We start from the raw sequence: 19,586 nt of genomic DNA, 5'->3' as shown, positions 1-19,586 counted from the left end.
GCATCCCGCGTCACCGCCAAACGGACTCCGTTCACAGGGGCGGGTGCCAGGCGCGGCGCATCGGCGGAGGTGTCCAGGGATGGCGCCCTTCGGGTGACCGCCTCCCAGGACCCGCGTCACCGACTCAGCACCCCGCTGCGTGCGCTAGGCTCCGCCCACGCGCGGAAAGCTCGTGGCCGGCCGGGGTCAGCTCGCGCGCGGCTGCTCGCGTACGCCGCGGGCCGCATCCAGCACCACCCGCCAAGAGCGGACGCCGGGCCGGCGACGCAGCAGGGCTCTGCGCTCGCGCTCCGTCATGCCGCCCCACACGCCGAACTCGATCCGGTTGTCCAGGGCTTCGGCCAGGCACGCGATACGTACCGGGCACCCGGCGCAGACGGCCTTGGCACGGTTCTGCTTCGCGGCCTCGGCGAACAGTTCCTCCGAGTCCGCCGCCCGGCAGGCAGCCTCCATACGCCAGTGGGCGCTCGCGCCGGCCATGTCGTCCCCCTCCTCGCCTTCCTTGCCGCACAGCAACGACTCGGTGCCGCCGTCGGTTCCCGGACCGGCCGGGGACGGACGTCGCTGCCGCTCCCGTGCCCCTGATCAGGCCGCGAGGCCGGTGGGTGGCGGTGGCCTGTCAGGCGGCGTGCGGCGTGGTGGACGGGAGGCGTTTCCACGGGCCGAAGTAGCGGGCACCGCACCCGGCGCAGTGAGCGAGGTAGAGCGCGGAGGCAGGCATGTGCGCAGGTGCGGGCGTGACCGGGTAGCGGTGCCCCTCAATCACCGTGGTCAGTGCGGGCCACGGGTGCGGGCAGGTGCAGCCCTGCCCGTCGACCTCCCCGCTCACGGGCGCTCTCCATCCGCCCGGTCCCGGTAGCGGCGGCCGTCCGCCCGGCGGCCGATCTGCTTGGCCACCGCACCGACCTCGCCGTCCTTGAAGGCGGTGCGCACCCCGGAGGGAGTCATCCCGGCAGCCTGGGCGAGCTGTTCGAGCTTGTAGGGGCGGTCGGCGTGGAACTCCCTCGCATAGGCAAGCAGCAGGCGGATCTCGCGCTCGGCTGCTTCCCGCCTGGTGCGGGCGTTGCCGATCGCCAGAATGACGGGGTCCTCGTCCAGCCCGTCGGCCTGGGCCTGCAGGTCGGCGGCATGCTCGGCACGCTCCCGCTCCACCTGCTCGCAGGCGTCGGGGTAGAACTCGCCGGGTGAGACGTCGTCGGGCGTGGGCATGGGGGCGACGAGGGCTGCGATGTCAGCGATCAGATCATGATTGCGACGATCGCATGAAAATGCGATCGTCGCAATCCTGGCGAACCCCGCTAGAACACGGGCCAGTTGGCGAGCGCCGCGGATCATTCACATACTGCGGTTCCGTCACCAGGGCTCAGGGTTCGGTGAGCGCAAGCCCGAGCAACCCGGCTCACGAAGTGGCATCGAGGCCGGCGAAGAGCTCCTGGAGGGCGGCGGCGTCCTTGGGGATCCGGCGGTAGGTCACGAGAGGTCGGCCCGCGCGGCGCTGGTAGGCGGCTGACTGTGCCTGGTCCGGGACGGTCTCAGGGAGCTGGGATGGTGGGCGAGTACGGCCAGGGTCGCCAGCAGGCTGCCGACAGTGACCATCAGGCCCGGCAGGATCGGGTCCAGGATTCCTGAAAGAACCCCAGGCCGCTGTGGATCGTCCGGAGTGGAGAACTGGGCGGCGGGGCCGTCCGTGCCCGCTTCGCGTCGGTAGCGCCCTCGTTCGTCCAGGTCGAGGTCGCAGGCGGCGAGCGGGGAGAAGAGCTTGCCTCGTCCCCATTCCGTGGCGAGGTACGCCTGCAGGGTGTACCCGTCGGGCGTCGGATCGGCTTTGACCAGCCATCCGAAGGCGGTCACAGGTCCCAGGGAGCGGAGTTTCTGTGCCTCGATGAAGGTCACCTCGTGCTGTGGCAGGACCGAGCGCTCACACAGCCGAGCAAAGAGTACCGGGGCAGGTGTGCGTGCCACGCGGTCGTGGACCGCTTCGGCGGCGACGACGTGGGCTCCCTCAACCTCCCGGACCCGCACGCCGGTGCCACCGGCCCGCACGCTGCGCGCCATCCGGGCAATGTCCGGGCGGGCCAGCATCACGCGTGCCTTCGCAGCGCCTGGATCGTCGTTGTCGGTGTATTGGACGGTCTGCAGGAAGTCGTACAGCGTGGGCGGATCCGGCTGCGCAAGTTGCCGGTCGAACAGTCGCGTCACTCGCTGTCCCCTCAGACATCGCGGCCTCCTCTGAGGGCCACGGCTTCCGCCCACACTGCAACACCCCTGGCCTCGCTCAACGTGTCTGCCACCGTTCCTCCCGTCCGGCGGGCGACGGATCGGGTGCGTGTTCCGCCCTACGGGAGTGCGCCGGTAGTCCCGGACCCTGCCGAGGGCCCGCGCGAATGCGTGGCAGCAACTGGGGGACGAAACCCGCGCGCACCGGCCTTTCGGGCCGCAGTCCGCGAGACGGAACGCGAGCCCACCTACGAGTGCCGCCTGGCGGGACGCAAGCACCGCGAGGTGGGTGTGGGCTTCCTCGGTCGGCTAGACACAAGGCACCTAGCGTCCTCAGAGCGGAAAGAGGGGTTCCCCGTGATCGAGCCCAACGGCATACCCGCGTACCAGCAGCTCGCCGAGCTGATCCGCAGGCAGGTCCGCACCGGTGTGCTGGCGCCCGGGGCCGCTCTGCCTTCCATGTCACAGCTGATGAAGCAGTACGGGGTGTCGAACTCGGTGATCAACTCCGCAATGCACATCCTCAAGAGCGAGGGTGTGGTGCGGGGTCAGCAGGGAAAGGCCGTGTACGTGGTCGGCATGTCGCCTGATGGGGCCGTCGGCAGGACGGCAACGCCTGCGTATGTACAAGACCTTGAGCACAGGATGGAGCAGCTCGGCCGGCGCGTCGAAGAGCTGGAACGGTGGCGCACAGGCATGGCGGACGTACTGGCGTAGGTTGCCTCGCCGGCCGCCTGACAGGCGCCCATGCGCCAGCAGTGCCGAGCCTCCGCGTCCCCGACCCGTGACCGCCATGGGGACGGGCGCGGTCAGCTACCGCCGTTCGGCGAGGCCGACGACCGTGGCCGAGGTGCAGGCCACGGAATGGGCAGCCGGCGCTTCGGGGCGCGGCGTGACACCGATACGCCGGGCGCCCGCCGTGTGTGCGGCTGAATTGGGCGACGCCCGGATGCCGGGCGTCGCCCATGGCCTACTGGCGTCCTGTCAAGCCAGCGGTATGGCGACCATATGACAGCAGCGGCACCCGGCGCGCGCTGAAGCCCGCCGACTGGGTGTCTCCCTGCCCCGCCCCGATGCTCATCGGCACGCTGAGGGAGCCTGGCCCAGGTCCGCGGCGCCCCATCACCTCGAAGCCGATGCCGCCGCGGACCCCGACACGGTCACCCCGCCCAACGGGCCGGCCGACGGGGATGAGGGTTGCCCGCGGCCAGAGCGCTGATCCGCGGGCATCACGATCATGCCGGAAACCAACCCCCGGCGCCCCTGCCCGGCTGGCGCCGGTGTGTGGGTGTGGCTTCGTGCGTCGGGGCATGACGGTGGGTCAGTGGCACCCCGGCAGAGTGCATATCGCCCGTATCGCAACTACCGTCCGCTCGGGGTATGTAGCATCCGTGGCACACCACCCCACGACGAGAGCGAGTTGCCGTGCCCAACGAGCCGGACAACACCAAGCCCCAGGACCAGTACACAGCGCAGATTGCGGCCGTTCTGGAGACCAATACCCAGGAGCAGGAGCGCGTTCGCTCGCAGATGGCCGACCTGCAAGCACGTCTCGAGCGGCTCCAGCACGACCACAAGCTGCTCTCCGAAATGTGCGGGACCAAGGGCGTTGGGGCGCCCGAAACGCCGGTGAAGGAACGGGCCGCCAAGTCTGCGAGCGGCGAAGCGGATGCCACGTCCGGCGAGGCAGCCGCGCCGCAGGCTGTTCCAAAGCCACGCAGCGCGAAGGCGAAGAAGGCGGCCGCCGCCCCCCGACGCCAGCAGGAGAACGCGACGCAGTCGCAGTCCAAGCCACGCGGCGCAGCGAAGCCTCAGAAAGCGGCGGCCAAGAAGACCCGGCCCGCCCTGCATGAGCTGGTGCAGGGCCTCCTCACCAGCGACCCGAAGACAGCTGGCGAGCTGGTCACGGCACTGGCTGAGGCGCACCCGAAGCGCGCAGTCACCAACACCCAGCTGGTGCGCAACGCGCTGAACACCCTCATTCGCAACAGCCGGGCCGAGCGCCACCAGCAGGGCACAGCCGTCTTCTTCACGGCGCCCGAGAATGACACCGCCACGGTCTCGGTGCCCGGCCCTGCCGCCGAGAGCGCGCCGACCGAGGAGAAGGTTGCGGCTGAGGTGTAGCCAGCGCGCGGCCCCCGGTACAACAGCACGGGGTGACGCGCTGCGCCGGTTCAGGCGCGGTCCTGTCCGTCCCCGCCCGTGCGGGGACGGACAGGCCTCTCTGGCTCACGCGGGGATGATGTTCTCCGCCTGCGGGCCCTTCTGCCCCTGGGTGACGTCGAACGTCACCTGCTGGCCTTCCCGGAGCTCACGGAAGCCGCTGGTGTTGATGTTGGAGTAGTGGGCGAAGACGTCGGGGCCTCCGCCGTCCTGCTGGATGAAGCCGAAGCCCTTCTCCGCGTTGAACCACTTCACGGTTCCGCTGGCCATGCATGCCCTCCAAGGGACTCGATGTCGGCTCCCGCACCGTGCGGGGCCGGAGGTGCTCGCCGGGTCCTCAGCGGTGCTGAACAGCAAAACCGCCCGTGATGCTCACGGGCGGAAGGGACTTCGGAACCACGACAGCTGGACACGACGCTACACGGCCGGGCCTCCGCGATCACGGAAACGGCCATGCTGCAACCACAGGGGGCTCTTCACCTTCGATGCGCCCGGTCACGAGGTCGAGGTCCGTTCGTCATCTTCCGGCAGCAGCAAGAACACGGCGAGCGAGGCCTGCAGGGCCAGAGCGATGCGGTGGCGGGGCGGGGTGTCCACCAGGTCGTGGAGGACGTTGTTGCGCAGGTTCATGCCGTCCTCAGGACCGCCGATCAGCGCGCGGAAAACTGTCGGCCAGGGGTGGGGGTACCCGGCTGCTTCCATGCCCATGATGAGGGTTCCGAGCTGGCTGACCTGGCCGGGGCGGTCGCCCTTCGCGTGCTGGATGACGGGGACGTCGGCGGCCTGGAGACGGCGCCTCAGCAGGCCCTCGATGCGCGGCAGGACCAGGGCGATGGCGACGTCGTCATCGTGGTCCCAGAAGGCCATGAAGGCGCGGGCCAGGCCGCGCATCCGGGCAGCCGGCGCAAGCGGGGGACGCTCCAGGAGGGCGAGCAGCTGATCCTGGGTGGGGGCAAAGCGTTCGTTGATGCGGTCGAGCTGGGCTGCGACGAGGAGCCCGTGCAGATCCAGGGACAGGACTCGGGTGTCGATGAGGTGCTGTCCGGTGGGGCTCTCGGTGTCGGATACGGCGGTGACCACGGGCCCGTTGAGGTTCAGCAGCGCTGTAGGGAGCCGTATGAGCCCGTGCTGGTCGGTCTCGGTCGGGTCGGCGAGGGCCGGGGTGGTGGCGGCGATGGTCTGCAGGCCCTGCTCGAGGTCGGCGGCCTCGTCGATGACGGCGCGTGCGGCGTCGATGAGGTGCGTCGGCAGCTGGAGCGAGGTGACGATGGGGGTCAGTTCGAGGTCCTTGGGGGTGAGCTTTTGCTGCGTGCGGCGAATCCGGTCCAGGGCATCTGCCAGGCCGCGGTCGCGGGCGAGGACGGCGGCCTCCTCCAACTGCGTGAGCTTGGCGAGGCCGCTGAGCTGGTCGGCGTTGGTTGTGGCGGCCGCCACGATGCGCTCGTCGATCTGGCGCTGGGCGTCCGGGTCGGGCTCGGTGCGGCGCAGCTGGTCGAGGAACGCGATGTGGCTGTGGGAATCGTTGCGGTAGTGGTCGATGGCGCGCTCGAGTAGCGGGCGCAGCTGCGTGTGGTTCATCTTGTCCGCCAGGAGCGGTTCGGTCATGGCGCAGACGACGCCGGGGGCGTGCTCGGGCCAGCCGAGCGCGGTGTCGGCGAGGCCGAGCATCTCGGTGACGATGTCTCCGAGCTCAGGCTGGCGAGTCGCGACGGCCAGGGTGTGGGCGGCTCTCAGGGCCTGGCCGGCCGTCCACCGGTTGGCCGTGACGAGGGGTTCCGTGCCGGTCAGCAGGCCGGGGACTGCTTGCCGGTAGCCGGCGATGGCAGCCTGCAGGTGCGTGACGGGGCGGTCGCCGTGGCGAATGGTCCACAGCAGGTGGTGCAGGCGGGCACGCACCGTCGGATGGCTGGCCGCGTCGGCGTAGGCGGACCAGACAGCGTGGACGTCGGGCGAGAGCTCGTCCGCCCGGCGCGGCCATGGCTCGGGCCCCGGCCCCATGTAGTCGCCCCGGAAGGTGCCGTCGGGCTGGGTGAAGAAGAGCATCGCCGCGCACGGCGCGTGCAGGTGGTCGGCCTCGGTGTCGCTACGTTCCTCGTCGGCCGCTATTGCCAGAGCGGAGGCCACCGACTGGTAGGAGGTGAACGGTGTGCATGCTCTGTTCAGCTCCTCGAGGACCGAGTCCTGCACTGCCATTGCCACCCGCTGCTCCTGTCTGTCTGCGGATCGGCCGGGCGCAGCGATCGGGCCCGCCGCAGCATGTGCGACGGGCCCGATCCTTCGTAGCCGAGGCGGGATTTGAACCCGCGACCTCTGGGTTATGAGCCCAGCGAGCTACCGACCTGCTCCACCCGGCGGCCTTCACTGTACGGCGCCGAATCGGCGCGAGACGAGTGCTTTTCAGTGGTCGCCGGGCGCAGGATCAGGCAGCCGGGTGCGGGGCGTGCCGGTGTTCGCGCGGCAGGTTGTGCCGGGAGAGTGCGGGGGCGTCCTCGGTGAGCCGGTGGCGCAGCCAGACCGCCTGCCAGGCGCGCACCGTATCGGGCGGCATGCCGCTGCCAGCGGCCAGGGCCGCCAGGTCGGGCACGGTCAACGCCCGTGCGGGCCTGCTGTCGGTGTGCAGGTCCAGGCGCATGAGGTCGCGCCTTGCGTGGGTGTTGTCCGCGCGGCCCACGGCGAACAGCGGGCCGTCCGCAGGCTGGGCATCCCAGAGCGTCTTCTCCTGCTGGTACTGGCCGTCGACGTCCTGCATCAGTTCCGCTGGATCGAGGACCGTCTGGGGAAACCGGGCGTGCGGCAGGCCCGGGGCCGGGCCGTTCAGGAGCTCGGTCGCCCCGGTGTCCTGTCCGTGCACCTGGTCCAGCCGGTGGCGGAGCCCGCTCAGCAGGTCCTGCAGCAGGGGCACCAGCACCTGGGTGTCCGGCCCAGTCGGCGAAGGACCGGTCCCACAGCGTGCGGGGGTGCCCCTTCTCGGTGGCGTAGGCGCGGACCACGTCGTCGAGATGCCGCAGTTCGAACCGTGGCGCTGGGCCCGGCGCGGCGTCCAGGACCGTACGGAGAGCAGCTTCTCCAGGGCGGCAGGGTGGGTCACCGGGGGCTCCAGGGGTCATCACGTCGGCCAAGGGGTGGTGTACACCGGTCAGGGCAGGCGGGTGGTCTGACCGGTGTGCGGGGCCTGCTGGTGCTGGTGCTGTTGGTGCTGTGCGTGTGTGGTGGGTTCGTTCCGCGCAGGGGTGGCCGCGGGCTGGCGGGTGCGCTCGCGTGACTGGTCCGCGATCTGCGCGGCACGCGCGGCGATCCCGCCGCCTGCGGAGGGGTGCAGGGCTTTGACGCTGTCGAGGGCCTGCACGGCGCGCAGCGTGGTGGGGCGGCTGACGCGCAGGGCGTCGAAGCGCTCCTCCATTGCCTTCAGGTGGAGGCGGACCTGCTTGACCTGCTCGCCGGTCACCGGCGGGCGCCCGAACTCCATGTATCCGCTGTCCAGGCGGCTCTGAAGGTTCCAGAGTTTCCGTCGGGCCTCGCCGCTCGCGTGGTAGGCGCCGTTGTAGGCGTCGGTCCCGAGACCGGAGTGCTCGACCAGCTCGGTGCGCAGCCTGTTCAGGCCGCTGCTGCCCGAGGTCTGAGGGAAGAGCCGGTGCAGGGCGTCGCGGGCCAACTGCCGCTGCTCGTGGAGGGTGTGGGCGATGCCGTCTTCGGCTGCGTTCACGTGTGCCATGAACGCGTCCTGGATCTGGAGGTCGTAGGCCACGGTCCGGCGCTGCCCCGGGGGTGGTTCGGTGGCCTGTGCGGCGGCGACGACGGCCTCGCGCGCCGCGGTCTGGCCGGCTTCTTCGGCATCGGCCAGGACGGAGCCGTGCATCAGCATGGCGTGGCGGGCGGTGAGCTGGTCCAGTTCCCGCTGGGAGTCGAGGCGTGCTTGGGAGGCTGTCTTCTCGGCCAGGGTGCGGGGCAAGCCGTCGATCCTGTCGTCGGTGCTGGCTATGACCTGCAACAGGTGCGTGTTCGCTCGCACCAGCCGGTCCATCGCGTGCTCGGCGTCTCGGCGGGCTGCCGGAGAGATCAGGCGCCATGCGGCGGCGGCCTGCAGATCGTCCGGCAGGACTCTCGGGTAGCCGGGGATCGCCGCCGGCTGCTGATGCGCCTGCCGCTCCTCAGCGGGCTCTGGGGCAAGGGTGGCGGCGAGCAGGGCGTCCTCGAAGGCGGCGCGGGCATCAGCGCGCAGGCGTTCCTCGTCGGCGGGTTCGATGTAGGCCAGCCTGTTCAGATAGCCGCGGGCGGCCTGGTGGGCTGGATGCTGCGGGTCGGGGTGTGCGGCGATGACCGGTGCCGTGTCGGGTGGGTGGCGGTCAGGTGATCCATGAGCCGCTGATGTGCGGCCCTGACCGGCCCGTTGACCTGCCCCATCCCGAAGCTGAATGTGAGCCGGTGCAGCTGGCCCATGTTTCCCAGCAGGTCGCCGATGCTGTGGCCGGACGGGTCCTCGGCGGTGGCAAGGTGGTTGAGGGTGTCGCGGGCGGCAGCTTTCAGCAGCTGCGGGCCTTCGGGCTGCGGCGCCGTGTAGTGGGCGGCAAGCGGGGCCAGGATGGTGTCGTCGGGCACGGTGCCCAGTGCCATGGCCCAGACCTGGCCGCCGCGCCGCCATGAGTCCAGCTCCGGGGTATCGGGCCGCCACTGGGCAGGGTCGTCGGGCTCGACGTAGCGGATGCGGTGGTCCAGCCAGTCGGCGGCCTCGGCCGCCAGCGTCCAGGCCAGCACCTTGGCCGTGCCCGGCTCGGTGGTGGTGAGGAAGCGTTCGGCATCGGCAAGGAGCTCGCCGGGGGTGAGCGGCCGCCAGGTGGCGCCGCTGTCGTCGCTGACGTGGCCGGTGACCGCGAGCGCCGATTCGCTCTCGTGGGTGAGATACCAGCGCATCGCCAGCACCGCATCGCCGATCAGCAGGCTGGGCCCATCCACATCATCCAGCCAGGGGTGGGTGTAGATGCTGGTCAGGGCGTATAGCCGGTCGGTGTCGGACACTCGCACGCTCCCCTTTTCCTGATGTCCCATAGCGCAGCGCCGCGGGCCGCAGTGAGGGGCCAGCCTGCTGCGGCACCGGGCCGTGGCGCGGGTGTACGCGGGCGGTGTTCCAGGCCCGTGCACGCCGACCTGGAGGGCTGTCCCGCGGGAGGGGAAACGGCCGCTCCTCGCGCGCGGGCCCGCCCGCGGGTTCACGCAGGCGTGGGGCCGCCGACCTGGGCTTGGCGGGAGGCGGTGTGGGCGGCCTGCTGCGTGGGGTCATGTGCGGTGGGCGGCCGGGCCGCTGGGGGCGTCTGCTCGCGGCGGGTGGCGGCGCCGGCGGTCAGGTCTGCTGCTGCCTGCCGGATGCGCGCTGGGTCGATGCCGTCGGCGCCGGGCGGCGGCAGGTGCGGGAAGAGGCGGGCGAGGGCGGCGGTGGCCTCGTGCATGGCCAGCGCGAGCTGCCTGCGTGCCCGCATGGCTGTGGTGGCTTCCCAGGCCTGTACGTCGGCTGCGGCTGCGGCCGAGGGATCGGGGAAGTCGCTGTAGGGACCTTCCGTCTGGAAGGTGAGGAGCAGGGCCCTGGTCTGGGTGTGGAGGTTGTCGAGGTAGGCCGCGGTGGCGGCAAGGACCTGCATGGCGCGCTGCTCGCTGCCGAAGACCGTGGGCAGCATCGTCGTGACGGCGTTGGCGTTGATCCCGCGCACCATGGCGCTGTAGGGGTTGGAATCGCCTGGGGGGACGGTGGTGAGGTGGCTGAGGACGCTGTGGGTGGCGGCCGTCCGGTCGGCGCGCAGCTGCCAGTAGACGGCTTCGGCTGCCGCCCGCGGCGGGGGTGTTGGGCCCGTGGCCCGCTCGGCGGCCTGCTCGGCCAGCTGCCGTTCCCTCGACAGTGCGGCCCTCGTGGTGGGATGGCCGACCATCCAGGCGTCCGCGAACCCGTCACGCCCGCCGTCGCGAGAGGGCGCACCGGGCGTGCCGGTGGTGGCGACGTCGGTGAAGGTGCTGACCTGTGCCTCGCGCAGGGCCCGTTCGCGTACCTGGGCCGGGTGCGGGGCGAGGCCGGTGCCCTGCAGGAGCCGGGCCCGGGTGTAGGCCTCGGCCGCGGCCCGTGCGGACTCGGTCTGCTCGGCGCGGACCGGATCGAGGCCGGTCGGGCCGTCGAAGGGGCCGACGGTTTCCGCCGCCAGCAAGGCTTCGGCCTGCGGGGGTTCCAGGACCGCGCGCAGCCGCTGTGCCTCGACGCTGCGGGCGGCCAGCTCCGCCAGAAGCGGCGCGGCCTGCTCGTCGAGGCCGGGGCGGTCGGCCGTGTGCAGCGATACGGCGTGCAGCAGCTTCCAGGAGGCGGCCAGGTCCTCGTCGCTGGCTTCCGGCACGGTGTGGGGGTTGTCCGCGAGATCCAGCGCGCGGGCGGCGGCCGTTGTCCAGCGCTCCGCGTCGGTCGCCGCGTCGTCGGCGTCGGCGGGCGCCCAGCGGTCGCCGATGTCCGTGATGCGGTCCAGGATGTGGGGGTGTTCCAGGCGTAGCGCGGCCTCCAGCGCGGCGCTGAGTCCCTGGCTTTCGGCCGACGGATCGGTGCCGTCCAGAGGGTGCAGGTAGTAGCGCGGGACGCTGCCGAGGCGCGCGGTCAGCCACGCGGTCTCCAGGTGCCGCCGCTGCTCTTCGTGGACCGGTGCCCACTCGCCTGGTGCGACGAGTTCGGCCTCGGCGGCGCGGCGCAGTTCGGCGGGAGAGACGTCCCTGGTGGCGCGGTCGGCAAGACGGAGAGACTGCCATGCAGACCCCAGGCGAGCGGTGGCTCCCGCACAGCACGTACATCGAGGCTGTTGACCGCGCCCTCGGCGAGGCCGGCCTCCCACCCTCGAAGTGTTGGGCATACGCGGCGGCCCACCCCGGCCAGCAGGCCACGAGCCGCGGCGAGTTGCGGATGTGCGCCCGGCTGGACTGGATCCCCGGCCGAATTCCGGGCACGGTCGGGATGTCATGGCATTGGGCCGACGACTCCGGATGGCGCTACGCCTACCTGGATGCCTCAGGCCGACGTGCACCCGGCATGGTCCGTGCCCTGGCCATACCGCTCTATGCGGAGCCGAAGGAGCTCGTCGACGCCGCCCATGTCCTGCTGCACGTCCCGCTTTCTGAGTCTGACGAGTCGACGAAGTGAGCTGGGGGCAGTCCTCACCATGGACGCGAAGCAGATGGTGCGAGGCCCTCGGAGCGGGGCGCACTGGGCGTCCAGCCAGGTGCGGGCGTCTCCACACTCTTTCACGGGATGCCCACGCCCCGGGGGTCGCATTTCAGCAGGTCAGCGAATTCCGTCGGTTGGCCGAATCCCCTGCGCGAGGGAGGACAACGCGCGCGCCTCATCCCGATAGCAGTAGGGGCGATCGCGGGCCCATGGCCCTTACGATCGCCCCTACACGTGCTCGACGCTGACTACTCCTCCATGCCCTCCTCCAGCTCAGTGATGTCCCGATCCCCAACCGTCACCGCAATGAAGACGGTTGGCTCCTCCTCGTAGCGCCAGCTGGTCGGGTCTTCCACGAGGGCGGGTACCTGGTCCGTTGGCACCTCATCACCGACGACGGACGCTGGCCACTCCGGACCTCGACGGACCTTGAGGAATCCCAGGCGCTGCCAGCGCACGATGAGCTGGGCGAAGACCGGGATGTATTCCTCCCAGAGCTTCTCGTCCTCGCTCTGTGTGCGGTCCGCCACGATATCCCAAAGAGTTGAGCCCTCTCTGGCGTTCACGTAAAGGAGATACTCGTCATCCGTCCACTCCTTCATTGTGCTCTCCTCATGGCGGTCCACCCGTAATGGGGCGCTTGAGCGCGAGGAGCGGGTCCACAGACCGACTATCGCGCGGTGGATCCAGGCTCAGGGCATCTCGATGCCGATCTGGGAGTGTAAGCGACCATGCGTCCCGGCATCATCAGCGACCTACGGCCTCTGCCCGAATAAAGCGTACGTCGAGCCCACAGACGGCATCCGGATCGTCCGTGGCGCATAGCGCATCACCGCCGTCGACCACACTCAAGCTGATGCCACATCCGCCTTGGGGTACACCTGCAAAAGCCAGCCCGATCGTGTCACCAGAATTCGCCTCTGAAGAGACCACGAAAGTCCCACTGGATTCATCTTCTTGCACCCAGAAACCCCATGTCCCCACGGCCTTCCCGGTCGGACAAGCTTCGTCGCCGAGAGTGACATTCCAGTTCACACTAGAAGCGTCGAAGGTCCTGTCCTCTCGGAGGGTTACCTGTCCGCCGTTCGATGTTTTCCAGGAGCCGACAACATCGGACTCCTGTACGGATGTCACTGCCTCCTGTTCGGCGCATGAGGCGGTTGAGAATATCACCGCGCCAAGCATTAGGATGCATGTCACTTTGCGCGAGCTAAAGCGAGCGATCAATTCTTCCTCCCGTAGCACTGATCCGGCCGTGACCGCGCGATTCGCGCAGTCACAGCCGGATCTACCCTCGGTATACTACTGGACCCAGCACAAACACGAATTTAGCGGCCAGCGCTCTTCCCAGGCGAAGTTCTGTCTGACTGCCGCCCCAAACGTGTCCTTGAAGACTGGATTCCAATTCCTGGGGATGGTATGCGTAGCCGAATTCCAGTCGGAAAGGTTGGTCGCGGTGAATTTGAGATTCACTGTTCCCTTTTTCCTGTTGACGGAAGTGATCTGGCCGGTGGCTGTGTAGCTACCGAGGAAGGCGTCCGCCTGATTCTTCGTGCCAACCGCCCCATTTGTGAGGGTTCCCATGACGTCATTGGCAACGCCGCGGGGCGTGTTAAGGCGATACCAGGGGCTACCCGGCTCCGGCCCTCGGTCCCTGTAGGCGAAGTTCACAGGCCCCTGGGCGCCCTTTGCGTCCATTCCCTTGTAAACAGCTTGGGCGACCAGCTCGGCCCGCATGTTGCTGAATGTGGGGTCCATGGCGAGGCTTGCCGTGAATGCATCACCGCCGCGAAACTCCTGTGTCGGCCCCAGCGGATATCCACCTCCCCAAACCCATCCCAAGAAGAGCGCGAGCGATGTCTCCCACGCATTTCGCTGACTCCCGGAAATGATCCCGTAGTACGACGCTTGATACAGGGGTCCTCCCATGTTGCCGAAGTTGATGTAGGGAGTGTCCCAAGCGCCGATGATGGGATTGAACGTGGCACCTGGCACCCAGCCCCCCAGGCCGTTTCCAGTGCCGCTGGTGAGGGTGCCATCTACGTCGTTGTTTACGTCCCCGTCACCGTCGCTGGTGTTGATGGGGAACGCCGGGTCGACCTTGCCGCCGTTCTGGCCGCCGTCATCCGGCTGGCAGTGTCCGTTGCCAGGGTCGATGCACAGGCCGGTGGGGTCGCTTGCGGTGACGGGGGTGTTGTTGGCGTAGGCGTAGCCGTTGAGGGACTGGTGCTGGTCGAGGACCAGGACTGGGTCGACGCTGATGAATTGGCCGACGCCGGGGTCGTATTCGCGGGCGCCGATGTGGGTGAGACCGGTCGTGCCGTCGGCGGGCTTTCCGAGGAAGCCCTTGTCGTCCGGCCACATCGTCGGGGCGGTGCCGCGGGGGGCGCCGAAGGGGGTGGTGTAGCGCTTGGTTGCGGCGAGGGTGGTGGCGTCCAGGACGAGGCTGGAGGTGCCGTGGTGGTCGGCGGCGAGCCAGTTGAGCTTGGTGCCCGTGACGCCCAGGGTGGCGGTGCGGACGGCGATCGTCTGGCCGGCAGCGGTGTAGTACCGCGTGCCGGAAAGAGCCTTCGTGGCGCCCTTGACGTTGAGGCGGACCTCGGTGCCGCCCAGGTAGAGGACGGTGTCGCCGTCCGTGGTGGTGGGGCGGCGGATGAGGAGCTCGCCTGAGGCGTCGTACAGGTAGCTGGTGCCGGTCGCGGGTTTACCGCCTGCAGCCGGTTCCGTCGCACTGACGAGTTCGCCTTCGGCGTTCCAGCCCAGGGTCTGCTGGGCCTGGGTGCCGGGGCGGCTGGTGGTGTTGCCTGACTTGTCGTAGGTGTAGGTGGCGGCCTTGGCGCCGGTGGTGTTGGCCAGCGGGTGCGGCTGGTTCGTCGCGGTGCCGTAGTTGTAGGTGGTGGTCTTGTCGCCCGAGCTGGTGTGCTCGGTCTCCTTGGCGCGCTGACCAGATGCGTTGTAGGTGTAGCTGGTCCAGTACGGGGCCGCGCCGTCGATGTTGGCCATCGTGCGCCCGGATGCGGCGCAGTCGGCGGTCTTCGGGGTCCAGGCCTCGGTCAGGCGACGGTGGCCGTCGTAGGTGAAGCACTGGTAGTCGGCCTTCGCTGTGCCGCCCTGCGTGGTGGCGTCGAAGATCGATGTGACGTTGCCCGCGCCGTCCTGGGTGAACTTGAGCTCTTGCGGCATGTAGCCGTGGACGTCGTCGGTCACGTAGGAACGGGTGAGGCGCCGGGTGCCGTCCTCGTAGTCGTAGTTGAGGTAGGCCTTGTTCGCCACGGCGCTCACGCCGAGGTTGACCTGGCGCAGGTCGCCCTGCGGCGAATACGTGGCGGCCTGGACGTAGCCGGTGGTGCCCCTGGACGAGGTCAGCTGGCCCAGCGAGCCGTACGTGTACGAGACGGTCTCGGTGGCCAGGCCGGCGACACCAGGACTGCGGGCCGTCCAGACGGTGCCGTCCAGGTTGTAGGTCGTGGCCGTCGTCAGGGTCTGGGGGACGCCTGCGGCAACGAGGGGGTCGTTGGCGGGCAGGGTGAGCGAAGCGCCGGTCGGCTGGTAGAGCGCGTCGTAGCTGGTGACCTTCTGGGTGTAGGCCTTGCTGGTGGCCTGGCCGATGCCGTTCTCGTAGCGGACCGCGGTGTCCTGCTGGCCCTTGGCGAGCGTGTCGAACGTCCACGCGGCAAGCTTGTTCGCGTCCGACTTGGCCGCGGTGCTGGTGTCCCACAGGCCGGTCTTGCGGCCGAGGGTGTCGTACTCGTTGGTGAGGGTCTTGCCGCGGGAATCCGTGGTCGTGACGGCTTGGTCGAGCGCGTCATAGGTGGTGGTCGATGTGCCCTTGTCCGGGTCACTCGCACTGGTCTGACGGCCGAACAGGTCGTACTGGTAGTTCCACTTGGCCTGGTCCGGGCCGGTGATCGTGTCCTGCTGGCCGGTCAGGAAGTGGGTGTAGTTCGTGGTGGTGTAGTCGCTGCCGATGGGCTGGGTGCCGCCGTACTCGCGGCGCTGGGTCGTCTGGCCGAGGGCGTTGGTGACCACGGCGGTGGCCTGGCCGCCGGCCGGGGCGGTGGTGGTGACGGTGTCGCCGGTGTAGGCGGTGTCGATCGTCCAGCGGGGGACGCCCTTGACCTTCGTCACTGCCTGGATGGCGCGTCCGGCGCCGTCGTAGGTGGTGTCGACCTGCATCGGTGCCTGGCCACCGTCGACCTCCACCATGGTGCCGGAGGGGGCGTTGTTGGCGTCCCAGATGTCGGCATGGGCGGAGGCCGCGAGGCCGCGCTCGTCGTACCAGGTCAGTGCGACCAGTCGGCCGCCCGCCGGTGACGGTGTCTGGGTCTGGCGCGGGCGCAGGAGGCTGTCGTAGATCTCGTAGGTGGTGTTGTATCCGCTGCCGTCGCCCTTGAGCGTGGCCGTGGACACCCATGGCAAGTCCGAGGCGGTGACGCGGTAGTCGTAGACGTAGTTGGGGGTCTTGCCGCCCAGCTTGGAGCGGTCGGCCAGCCAGGTCTTGGTGACCCGACCCAGGGCGTCAAATTCACTCTCGGTGATCTTGCCGTTGGGGTCGGTGACCTTAACGGCTGCGCCGGTGGCGAAGTCCACGAGTGTGGTGGTGGTGTGCCCCTGGGCGTTGGCGACCGTGCTGCTGGTTACCGGACCGACGCCTGCTGGGGTGTAGGTCGTCGTGGCTTTGGTGGTGTCGTTGGTGTCCTTGACCGTGAGCGGGCGGCCCAGGGCGTCGTAGGTGGTCGTGGCGAGCTTCTGCCACACCGGGTTGTTCGCGGTGGTGTAGCCCTTGGCACGGCCGGTCCACTGCGGCTCACCCTTGGTCGGCGTCTGCGTGGCCGACCAGGTGGTGCTGTCGTACGCGGTGCCCGTATCCGAGATCACGTCACCCGGGACAGTGGAATCAACCGGCAGGTCGAGGGCATCACCCGTGATGGCACAGGGCTTACCGGTGACACGGGTGCGAGAGACCAGACTGTTGATGCCTGCGGCGTCGTTGCGGGCATACCAGGTGCGGGTGCACTTCTCGTCGCCGGTTGTGCCGTCGTCGCCCTTGTCCTCGACGGTTGTGGCCATGCCGTAGGCGTCGTAGGTCGTCACCGTGGAGCGGATGCGGTCACGTGCCGGGAGGCTTGTGGTGATGTTGGTACGTGCATGGGTGGCACCGGTGCGGACGTAGTACGCCTCGGTGTCGGCGTACGACTTGTGCTGGGTCGCGGTCACCTGGGACCAGGGGTCGTTGACCTGGCCGCCGACCTCGGGGCCGGTGGCGCCGTTGTAGGTGACGGTTTCGCGGGTGAAGCCGGCGTATTGGTCCGAGTCGGTGATCGCCGGGGCCTTGATTCCGCCGACGGTGGCTGTCTTACGTGCAGTCGGGTCGGGGGTCTTTCCGTCGGTGCCGAGGACGCGGTCGCCGTCCATGCCGCGCATGTAGACGGTGACGGTCTTGGACTGGGTGCGGCCGGCCATGCCCGTGAGGTGGGTGACCTTCTCGTAGCCGCGCCAGATGGACCAGGTGCGTTCCTTCTCCTTGACTAGCGGGTCCTCGTTGTAGTGCCAGGCGCCGCCGCCGGAGTAGGTGTAGGTGTGGTAGACGGTCAGGCCGCCGCCCTTGGGGTCGGTCGTGGAGACCTGCTCGACGGGGTACTTGTGGAACCAGTCGAGGATCGGGTCCTTCTCCCCGTTGGGCGACCAGTAGACGGGGTAGCAGCGGCGGGTGTTCTCGTCGAGCTTGGGCTTGGCCTGGCTGGCGAGGCAGTCGGCCTGCAGGTAGTTGACGATGGTTGCTGCGCCGGTTTCCGACGTGATCGTGTACAGGCGGGGCTTGTGCAGCGGCAGGATGTTGTCCTGGGCGCCGTCGACGCGGTTGGCCCGGAACTCGTGGTCGAACTTGACCGGGTCCAGGGTGATGGGTGTGCCGCGCATGCCGGTGTGGCGGATCTCGTCCAGCCACAGGGACTGGTCGGAGGAGTCACCGGTGTCGCCCGGGTCCAGGTAGGCCTGGGTGAGCGCCCACTTGTCCACCTCAGCGAAGGCGGGAGTTGTCGCCGCGGCGTCCCATGCGTAGGTGGTGACGGCGGTCATTCGCTTGCGGGTGAAGAAGGTGGGGCCGACGTTGCCGGTGCACTTGGCGCCTGCCTGGCAGATGGCGTCCAGGGGGACGTCGGGCCAGTTGTCGCGGGTGTCCGGGTCGAGGTTGCTGCAGCCGGTGCCGGACTGGATGCAGCGTTCCTTGTAGTCGAAGACGACCTTGTTCGAGGCTGCGGGGCTGCCGCTGAACAGGGCGTCGGCACGCTGGCCGTAGCGGATCTCGTTCAGGTATCCGCCGCGGGTGTAGGGGGTGCCTGTGGTGTCGTCGCCGAGCTTGTCGTAGTTGTTCTCCTCGGCGGTGTACCAGTAGGACATGGCGTTGCCGTGGGTGTCCTCGACGTAGTCGAGGTTCCAGCGCCAGCCCTGCTGCTTGTCGCGGCTGGAGAAGCTGGTGCCGTCTGCGTAGCCGGGCTCACCGGCGTCGTCGCCGAAGACCGGAACGGTCCACACCGACTGGGTGCGCTCGCCCGCGGGTGCGCCGGTGAGCTTGTTGAGGCCGAAGACGTGCTTGGTGCCTTCGCCGGTGATGACGGTCCAGTGCTCGCCGTTGTCGTCGCCGTTGTCGGCGCCGGTGGAGTGGATGACGGTGGAGGCGTCGTCGTTCTTCAGGCGCCACTTGCCCGTGGTGTCGTCTTTGACCAGCTCGGTGGCCTTGCCGTTCAGGACGAGGGAGGCGTTCTCGTACTTCCAGCACAGGTCGAACTTGTCGGTCTGGCCGTCGTCGTCGCACGAGCCGTACTTGCGCTCGATGTAGGACGAGGTGATGTCGAAGCCCTCGCCGACGGTGCTGCCCTGGTTGTTCGTGTTGGCCGTGCGGCCGTCCACGCTGCCCGAGTCGTAGGAGATCTTCAGGTCCGGCTTCGGGCCGGCCGCCGACGGCGGAACACGCAGCGGGTAGGACCAGGTGAAGGAGCCCGATGAGCCGCCAGCCTCCCACGTGGAGGACGACGCGAGCGGGGTGGCCTTGTAGTCACCCGAGCCGGACTTCGTTCCCGCGGCCAGCGCGAGCACCATCGTCTGCCCCGTTGCCGGCGTAGCCGTCATGTTCGCCGCACGGCTCGTGGCCGTGGGGGCCGGCTTGAAGGAGAGCTGCGCGTCGAGGCGGTTGTTCTTGCGGTGGTTGGTGAACGCGACGGGCGTGCGCTTGCGGCACTTCGCGCTCGCCGGATCCTTCAACGCACAGTCCGGCAGGCGAAGTACCTGCAGACGCCCGGCCCAGTCACCGCCATAGGCGGAGGCAAACTTGCTGTAGTCGATGGCGAGCTCGGCCGCACCACCGCCGGCAGGGCCGGTGACGGTGAGGACGATGCCCTTCACGCCCAGAGCGCCCGCCTGCTTCTGGTCCAGCACATTGACTTTGACGCTGCCCGCAGCCTTGACCGGCTTGGTCTTCTTGGCGGGCTTCGGCGTGGTCAGTGTGAGCGGGAGGGTGCCGGGGGCAGCCTTGGCCGTGCCCGTGGCGGGAAGCGTCAGCGTCGCCGTGCCGGCAGTCGGCCAGGAGACCGTCTTGCGCTGGTCCGTCTTCGCGCGGGCCGCATCGGCACGACCAGCCTCGGCGGCCTTCTTCAGCAGCCCGGCGGTCTTCTTGTCCGTCTTGCCCGTGAACCGGGACACCTGTTGCGACGCGGGAGCCTTCAGCTCTGGCCTGCCCAGTGGGTCGACCGTCGCGGCGAAGGCTACGGGAGTCAGGAGGCCGGGTATGAGGCTGAAGCCGATGACGGCCGCTACACGCCGTACTGGCAATGTGCGAGTGCGTCTTTGGCTACGGCCCTGTCCGGGGGCAACGGGGAGAGGCGGTTTCATGCACATCCGTTTCAATCTGGGCGCGCGAGGGCGGCAGGAGACGAGTTGCACTGATTCTGGGTATGCGTGATCGGCCGAATCAGAGGCGATGCGGCCGGGTGGGGGCGGACATGAGGAGTCCGCCCCCACGCTGGTTTCT

At 69.2% G+C, this 19,586-nt stretch carries 16 protein-coding genes and 1 tRNA gene; 3 read left to right on the top strand and 14 right to left on the bottom strand.

Going from position 1 to position 19,586, the window contains the following annotated elements; genetic code table 11:
• Window positions 1-186: 186 nt before the first annotated feature.
• From ABT078_RS34300 to ABT078_RS34285, 4 genes are all read right to left on the bottom strand, one after another.
• Window positions 187-480 carry a WhiB family transcriptional regulator gene (locus ABT078_RS34300; protein WP_351234802.1) on the bottom strand — a complete coding sequence of 98 codons (294 nt, stop codon included), beginning with the start codon at window positions 478-480 and terminating at the stop codon, window positions 187-189.
• A gap of 139 nt (window positions 481-619) precedes the next feature.
• Complete coding sequence (locus ABT078_RS34295; RefSeq protein ID WP_351234800.1) at window positions 620-829, bottom strand: hypothetical protein; 210 nt, start codon at window positions 827-829, stop codon at window positions 620-622.
• Complete coding sequence (locus ABT078_RS34290; RefSeq protein WP_351234798.1) at window positions 826-1,209, bottom strand: hypothetical protein; 384 nt, start codon at window positions 1,207-1,209, stop codon at window positions 826-828. The genes ABT078_RS34295 and ABT078_RS34290 overlap by 4 nt, the downstream gene beginning before the upstream one ends.
• A 261-nt stretch (window positions 1,210-1,470) precedes the next feature.
• Window positions 1,471-2,199 (bottom strand): hypothetical protein, encoded by a 729-nt coding sequence (locus ABT078_RS34285; protein ID WP_351234796.1) that lies wholly within the window; start codon window positions 2,197-2,199, stop codon window positions 1,471-1,473.
• Window positions 2,200-2,574: 375 nt separating this feature from the next.
• Here ABT078_RS34285 and ABT078_RS34280 point away from each other — a divergent pair, with 375 nt between their 5' ends.
• Entirely contained in the window at window positions 2,575-2,934 is a 360-nt protein-coding gene (locus ABT078_RS34280) for a GntR family transcriptional regulator (protein WP_351234794.1), read from the top strand.
• Between the two features lie 708 nt (window positions 2,935-3,642).
• Entirely contained in the window at window positions 3,643-4,341 is a 699-nt protein-coding gene (locus ABT078_RS34275; RefSeq protein ID WP_351234792.1) for a hypothetical protein, read from the top strand.
• A 105-nt stretch (window positions 4,342-4,446) separates the two neighbouring features.
• Here the strand turns inward: ABT078_RS34275 and ABT078_RS34270 are convergent, their stop codons facing one another.
• The 7 genes from ABT078_RS34270 to ABT078_RS34240 form a co-directional block, all read right to left on the bottom strand.
• Entirely contained in the window at window positions 4,447-4,650 is a 204-nt protein-coding gene (locus ABT078_RS34270; RefSeq protein ID WP_351234790.1) for a cold-shock protein, read from the bottom strand.
• 225 nt (window positions 4,651-4,875) lie between these two features.
• On the bottom strand, window positions 4,876-6,573 hold the full coding sequence (locus ABT078_RS34265) for a DUF7380 domain-containing protein (RefSeq protein WP_502981449.1): 1,698 nt from the start codon (window positions 6,571-6,573) through the stop codon (window positions 4,876-4,878).
• Window positions 6,574-6,660: 87 nt separating this feature from the next.
• Window positions 6,661-6,734, bottom strand: a tRNA-Met gene (locus tag ABT078_RS34260).
• Between the two features lie 65 nt (window positions 6,735-6,799).
• Window positions 6,800-7,468, bottom strand: coding sequence for a hypothetical protein (locus tag ABT078_RS34255; protein WP_351234786.1), 669 nt, complete (start codon window positions 7,466-7,468; stop codon window positions 6,800-6,802).
• Between the two features lie 48 nt (window positions 7,469-7,516).
• The gene (locus ABT078_RS34250; RefSeq protein ID WP_351234784.1) at window positions 7,517-8,389 is read right to left on the bottom strand and encodes a hypothetical protein; all 873 of its coding nucleotides are present in this window, start codon (window positions 8,387-8,389) and stop codon (window positions 7,517-7,519) included.
• Window positions 8,390-8,637: 248 nt separating this feature from the next.
• Window positions 8,638-9,393 carry a hypothetical protein gene (locus tag ABT078_RS34245; protein ID WP_351234782.1) on the bottom strand — a complete coding sequence of 252 codons (756 nt, stop codon included), beginning with the start codon at window positions 9,391-9,393 and terminating at the stop codon, window positions 8,638-8,640.
• A 191-nt stretch (window positions 9,394-9,584) separates the two neighbouring features.
• Window positions 9,585-11,231, bottom strand: coding sequence for a hypothetical protein (locus ABT078_RS34240; protein WP_351234780.1), 1,647 nt, complete (start codon window positions 11,229-11,231; stop codon window positions 9,585-9,587).
• Window positions 11,232-11,350: 119 nt separating this feature from the next.
• Here ABT078_RS34240 and ABT078_RS34235 point away from each other — a divergent pair, with 119 nt between their 5' ends.
• On the top strand, window positions 11,351-11,536 hold the full coding sequence (locus ABT078_RS34235) for a hypothetical protein (RefSeq protein WP_351234778.1): 186 nt from the start codon (window positions 11,351-11,353) through the stop codon (window positions 11,534-11,536).
• 272 nt (window positions 11,537-11,808) lie between these two features.
• Here ABT078_RS34235 and ABT078_RS34230 read toward each other — a convergent pair whose 3' ends face one another.
• From ABT078_RS34230 to ABT078_RS34220, 3 genes are all read right to left on the bottom strand, one after another.
• On the bottom strand, window positions 11,809-12,162 hold the full coding sequence (locus tag ABT078_RS34230; RefSeq protein WP_351234776.1) for a hypothetical protein: 354 nt from the start codon (window positions 12,160-12,162) through the stop codon (window positions 11,809-11,811).
• A 145-nt stretch (window positions 12,163-12,307) separates the two neighbouring features.
• A complete protein-coding gene (locus ABT078_RS34225) occupies window positions 12,308-12,595 on the bottom strand; it encodes a hypothetical protein (RefSeq protein WP_351234775.1) in 288 nt (95 codons plus the stop codon).
• A 267-nt stretch (window positions 12,596-12,862) separates the two neighbouring features.
• Window positions 12,863-19,447 carry an RHS repeat-associated core domain-containing protein gene (locus tag ABT078_RS34220; protein WP_502981445.1) on the bottom strand — a complete coding sequence of 2,195 codons (6,585 nt, stop codon included), beginning with the start codon at window positions 19,445-19,447 and terminating at the stop codon, window positions 12,863-12,865.
• Between the last annotated feature and the right edge of the window lie 139 nt (window positions 19,448-19,586).

It is taken from the genome of Streptomyces sp. NPDC002133, from assembly GCF_040296405.1.
GTDB lineage: Bacteria > Actinomycetota > Actinomycetes > Streptomycetales > Streptomycetaceae > Streptomyces.
The sequence above is the reverse complement of the archived record's forward strand: the minus strand, read 5'-3'. Positions and strand labels throughout refer to the sequence as shown.